The sequence below is a fragment of the Shewanella sp. 0m-8 genome (assembly GCF_052977265.1).
This window is the reverse complement of the sequence record NZ_JBRIMB010000088.1, coordinates 1-5,400: the sequence shown is the minus strand read 5'-3', so window position 1 is coordinate 5,400 and position 5,400 is coordinate 1. Positions and strand designations below refer to the sequence as shown.

General features: G+C 45.1%; 4 protein-coding genes. All 4 read right to left on the bottom strand.

The features are described from left to right. Positions 1-240 precede the first annotated feature (240 nt). From ACVBIO_RS21280 to ACVBIO_RS21265, 4 genes are read right to left on the bottom strand one after another with little or no spacing between them, the layout of a single operon-like run. A complete protein-coding gene (locus tag ACVBIO_RS21280; RefSeq protein ID WP_447173392.1) occupies positions 241-1,512 on the bottom strand; it encodes an O-antigen ligase family protein in 1,272 nt (423 codons plus the stop codon). Continuing rightward, complete coding sequence (locus tag ACVBIO_RS21275) at positions 1,470-2,879, bottom strand: exopolysaccharide biosynthesis protein (protein ID WP_447164337.1); 1,410 nt, start codon at positions 2,877-2,879, stop codon at positions 1,470-1,472. Before ACVBIO_RS21275 ends, ACVBIO_RS21280 begins: the two co-directional genes overlap by 43 nt. 25 nt (positions 2,880-2,904) lie before the next feature. After that, positions 2,905-4,200 (bottom strand): polysaccharide biosynthesis/export family protein, encoded by a 1,296-nt coding sequence (locus ACVBIO_RS21270; protein ID WP_447173391.1) that lies wholly within the window; start codon positions 4,198-4,200, stop codon positions 2,905-2,907. 15 nt (positions 4,201-4,215) lie between these two features. Beyond that, positions 4,216-4,578 carry an STAS domain-containing protein gene (locus ACVBIO_RS21265; RefSeq protein WP_447162589.1) on the bottom strand — a complete coding sequence of 121 codons (363 nt, stop codon included), beginning with the start codon at positions 4,576-4,578 and terminating at the stop codon, positions 4,216-4,218. Between the last annotated feature and the right edge of the window lie 822 nt (positions 4,579-5,400).

The following is a 5,400-nucleotide window of genomic DNA, read 5'->3' as shown; positions in this document are numbered from 1 at the left end:
CCTACAAAGATGTAGGAAGGCAGTATTTCAAGTTGATGTCTATATTTTGTAGGTCGGCATTTATGCCGTCTATTTATGTATTGGTTTGTTTGTGATGGACTAAAGCCCTGCCTACATCAAGCATAGAAGGTCAAAGCCGGTACTGTTCCGCTGTTGATTTCCTAGCAGCGAAGCGTCCTAGAATCTAGGACCTTGTTTATATAGTCCGTCCTCGCAGTGAGCTTGCGAACGCCCTAGGTCCTAGTCCCTAGTCCCTTCCTTTAACCTTCCTTTAGAACCTTCTTTTAAAGCGGCCCCGACAATGAAAAGCCCTGGCCAGAACAGGTAGGCAAGGATCTCTAGATTTTCACCAAATGTGTATAAAATCAGCTGCAAGATAATCGCAACGCCAACAGCGCTTAGGCGCGAGCTAAATAGGGTTTTGAGTAGAGCAAGCAGGCTTACAAGTAAAGGAACCGCTAAGGCGATAGCGCCCACAATGCCTTTAACAAACAATAAGCCGTACCAGGTATGATGTGAACCGATTGGCATATATTCAACTAGATGCGGTCCGCGTTCGACAATGCCATGGCCCCATACTACCGCCTCGTTTGCCCAGCGCTCTAGGGCGATATTAGCCAGTTCTTGGCGAACCCGGGTCGAGCCTGCACGGGCAGCTTTAAAAGCCTCTACACTCTGTTGCACCTTGTCGACGACATAAAGACCTGAACCGCCAAGTAGGAGTAATAGCGGGCTGGCAACAAAGTAAATCCAAGGTGAGCGAAACCAACGGATAAACATGAAAAAGCCAATCAGTAGTAGATAGCAGACTAAGGCTAAGCGTGATTGCGATAGCAAGATCATACAAAAGCTGCCCGCAAAGCCATAAAACTTAAATCGTTTAGACTTCTCTTGCAGGGCAAAAGTAAAAAATAGGTTGCCTATCATGCCTAGGGCGGGAGCCCAGGGGGTAAAGAGTCGCCACCTGGGGAGGCCGTTAGCGGGATCAATTTCATATAAGCTGACATTAAAGAACTCTGGGCCTGGGCCACCAATAATACTCAGCGGGGAAGTATAGAGTGTAGCCGGGAGCTTAATGATCCATGCGAGTATGAAGATGGGCAGTAAGATCAGAGTGTGTTTGCACACAATACAACATGCTCGGTAGATAAGCTCGGGACGGATCTTTAGGCTGCCCAATAAAGGAAATATTGCCAACAGCGCCCAGCCTTTGGCCCAACCGATACTCGACTTTATCAGTTTGGCTAGACCTAAGTCGTTTGTTAGGTGACCTATTACCAATGCGAGTAACATGATTGCCATAGCGACAATCCAACAGGCTTGTGTTTTGCTAACGGTATAACTCTGGTGATCCAACAAGGCTCGTTTAACCATGCGCAACAGCAAGATCCACGCTATGGCGGGGGCGACCAGATACATGGCGCCTAACAGCCAAAACAGATAGGTGCCAGTGATCGCTCGCCAGATAATTAATTCGTCAGAATTTTCTGGAGTATTGGTTTGCGGATCCATAGCATTACCATTCCTGCAATTAATGAGATCGAAGCTGCAATCCCGCCGACTATTGCTAGCAGGGTACGTAAATTATCGGGTTTCTCGGCTAATGATGGTGGAGCCATCAGTTGCAATAACGGATAGGCTGCGTAGATGTCGGCTTTACCTATGTCCATTTTTGCAAGTGCGGAGGTAAATACAGCGGTAGCGACCTGATGCTCCCGCTGTAGGCCTTCGAGTTTGGCTGCATCATCATTACTGTCGTTGAACCTATGATCCCATGCATGGATCTGATCAGATAGGGCATCAATTCGATGCCTTAGCCCTTCGGCTTTGGTGTTGAGCGATAGCAACTCTTGCATGAGTTGAGCACGGCCGTCTAAGTCATCAGCCGATAGCATTAACATCAAGCGCTTATCATTATAGCCAAGCAGACTTTTACAGCGTTTACTTAGGGCGGCCAGAATAGATAATTGCTCGTTTTGGTAGGTAACAACTTTTGGGTGACGTTTGCCAAACCGACTGCGGTATTCGGCTAGAGTTGCGGTAACATTGGTATAGCTGATAAGAAGTTGCTGGAACAACTGATCATTTTTTAGCGTAAGTAAGCCTGCCGCCTGCTTGGGGGTTAAGCCTAAGTGTATTTCGAGCATTTTCTGGCTGGCTTTCACGCCTTGTAACTCTGAGATGAGATTGACTTTGTTATGTCTAAGTCTTTCCATGGTCAAAGCGAGCTCTTTAAACTGATCGAGTGACACTAGACCATGTGCTGACTGAAACTCGAGTAATTTATTCTGGGTTAAATGGACTTTATTGGCAAAAGTGGCCATGCCTACTCGGATGGCATCCTCACGTTGCTCAATTTCATCTCGGCGCAGCTCAGCTAATAATGCTTGTAAACTATGATAATGTGCCCAGGCTTTTTGCTGTGCGTCTTTGGCTGTTGCGCCTTTTATACTAAATTTCATCATCCCTGTTTGGTTAGGAAGTGTTAGTTTTGGCATGCCAAATTCGCTGCTTTTAAGGTGAAGTGTTTTAGCTGCTGCATTAATAAGGGGCTTACTATTTGCAATAGATTTGTAATTAATTCTAGGGTCGATAGCACTACTTGCATAAGGCGAGTTGGTAGAGCTATTAGCTTGGCCCACACTATCTAGGCTGACTAAGGCGCCGGCACCAGCCCCAGGAAGTATAAGGATCCATTGGCTGATATAGCGACTTGGGCTTAATAGAGTAAATAGCAACACTAAAAGCCAGATAGTCAGCAGCAGTAGCGAGGTAACGATAAGATAGGCACGCTTTCTTTTTTTAGCAGAAAGTTGACTACCTGCTACAAAGTAGTGCTTTAACCATAAAAGAGGTCTGTAGGAGTGTTGTGTTGTCATTATAACCTCCTGGTTATGTCACTATTTAAAGCAATTCAAGCAAGGTTGCTGGAACGAGTACTTCGGTAATTGAACGTGCAATCTCTCGGATATTGGTAACGCGAGAGTCATAACAGGCGATCCCATCGCCAGGCATTAAAATGGGATTCATCCCGGTTTCCCACGAGTTCCTGATTAAGTCATCTATTGAGCGTTCAATCACATCGACTTGAGCGGTAAGAGGGTTTTTAGTGATCAGCAATAAATGTCTACTGGCATTAGTCGATTGTGCCCCCCCCACACAGTTGGCTGCAATCGCACCATTTAACAGACGAGTGCCGTAAGGAAATCGAGTTGCTTCAGTATCTACCGCTGATTGGGCGTTACTGGAGGCCGGCTGAGTCAGGTTAGACATAAAGACTCGAATACCCGGCGCGGTGATCTGTGATGGGCGAGCTAAAGCATCATCGAAATAATCATGTTGTGGTACATGAATGTGATCGCCAGACATCAAGGTCATGCTTGGCACAGGATAGCCGTGGATCACGCCGGATAGATCTAGGGTGAAGCTATGTTGGCCTCTGAACACAGTGATCGCTGAGACATTTGCATCAGGGCGAACTCCACCAGATGCTCTGAGCGCAGAAGCTATTGTACGTTGGCCAGCTTGGTCGCCACTGTGGTTACCATCATCATCAATAATTTCTAAGTCGGACTTTTTATTGATCAGGTGTTGACCCGGTTCAAATACGCCTCCCGATACTGTAATTTCAACAGGTGCCCACTTTAAGGGGGTGATGCTTAAACGCACGCTGCTTTTTAGCATAAACTCCTCATCGACAAGATACTGTTGAATAGTGTTTGTTAGCTCTGCAATATCAAGACCTTTCGCGTGAATCGGCTCTAAATAAGGTAGGTAGATATAGCCATCGTTATTGACTTCAACATCACCGCTGAACTCTTCTCCGTTGAGCACCTGGATCTTGAGTCGGTCACCTACAGATAAGCGAATATTTTGCGGAAGATGTAATGCTTGCTGAGATTGCCCTGCATACATTAACCATGTGTTGCTCATTTCAGTATTAGATCTATTTGGGCTAAGGTTTTCAGCTTTGGCTCCCTTTATACTGCGCATATATGGTGTGTCGCGACTATAAAAATGACACTGAGTCATATTGTCATCGCCGTTACCCGCACAGATTTGAGACTCTTCTGGGTGATGGGGGGTGACACAAGCCGAGAGCAATAAACATAGCAAGCCTACGTGGCTTAATGAGCCTAACTTGTGTGAGCCTAGTTTGTGGATGTTATTCTTTTTTTGCTTGCTGTGATTGGGAGTCATAACGGCGGCCTCAACTTATATTACGTTTTCATCGGCAAGTTCATTGCATATGTATTCAATGGCAGCAGTTTCATCTTCATAGATGGAGAAAATTTGATGCAAACGGGTAAGCTCAATGAGTGAACGCACTCCAGCTGTTGGTGAGAGTAGTACAATTTCACCCTCTTCTTTTTCTACGCGTTTTAACGCTGAGATGAGTACTGATAGCCCACTAGAATCGATGTACTCTACTTGGTGAAGGTCGATAATTAACCGCGTAATCCCTGCATCAATTTGTTGCAAAATTGCAGCTCTGATCGTTGCGGTTTGAGTCATTATCACTTCAACCGGTAGGGTGATTTTACAGGCATTGTTCTGAGGTAATTTGGAGAAAAACATATCGCCATCCTTAAAAATGCACTTGGCATTTTGCTTGGTTATCTGAACAGGTATTAAATTTGTTGGTGGTTACTCATTTTTTTACTTGTGGCTTTTATTTACACTTCTTTCAATTACATATTTCATTTACACATTTATTCTATTTACACATTAAGCTAAGCAACTCTAATGCCAGTTTTTATCTTATTGTATTTATAGGTTTTTATTGTTTTATCAACACAATGATGCAGACAGCTAAGTGATGCTCTTTATTTGCAATGCAAAATGGGAAAGGGCATTAAAGGCTAAGAAGGGGCCACGCTTCGAGGTTAGAGGTTAGAGGTTAGAGGTTAGAGTGCCAGAGAGCTGAGAGCTGAGAGCTGGGAGCTAGGAAAAGCTAAGGCTGAATAGAGGAATGGCCGGTGGCCTTACAGTATTCGGAGCGTTCGCAAGCTCACTCACAGAACGCTTCGCTGACGGTAAAAGCTAAGAAGAGCGCTGCGTTTCTAAGAAGTGACTAGGTTTATTAAGCCACAATCCTGGGAGAGTGTCGCTTTGGTCCTGCTAGTGTCTATACAAGCAAACGCGATGGTTATGAGCCGCAAAAGTCAAATAGAGTGAAGGTGGAATAACCGGGGTAAGCCACAGTACAAAGACGAACATGCAAGAGCCGACAAGTTAATTTAAACCTAAAGGTGCTGCTGTTTCATTTTGATTTGCCTAGCAGCGAAGCGTCCTCGCAGTGAGCGTGCGAACGTCCTAGGATCTCGAGGGTGTAACAGATTCTGTGTAACTGCAGTTTTAGTTAATATGTTTCACAAGTCTGTCTTCAAACTCAATAAT

Excerpts from the sequence above, each read along its gene's own strand:
- ACVBIO_RS21280 (WP_447173392.1), bottom strand. The coding sequence starts at position 1,512 with ATGGATCCGCAAACCAATACTCCAGAAAATTCTGACGAATTAATTATC.
- ACVBIO_RS21275 (WP_447164337.1), bottom strand. The coding sequence starts at position 2,879 with ATGACAACACAACACTCCTACAGACCTCTTTTATGGTTAAAGCACTAC.
- ACVBIO_RS21270 (WP_447173391.1), bottom strand. The coding sequence starts at position 4,200 with ATGACTCCCAATCACAGCAAGCAAAAAAAGAATAACATCCACAAACTA.
- ACVBIO_RS21265 (WP_447162589.1), bottom strand. The coding sequence starts at position 4,578 with ATGTTTTTCTCCAAATTACCTCAGAACAATGCCTGTAAAATCACCCTA.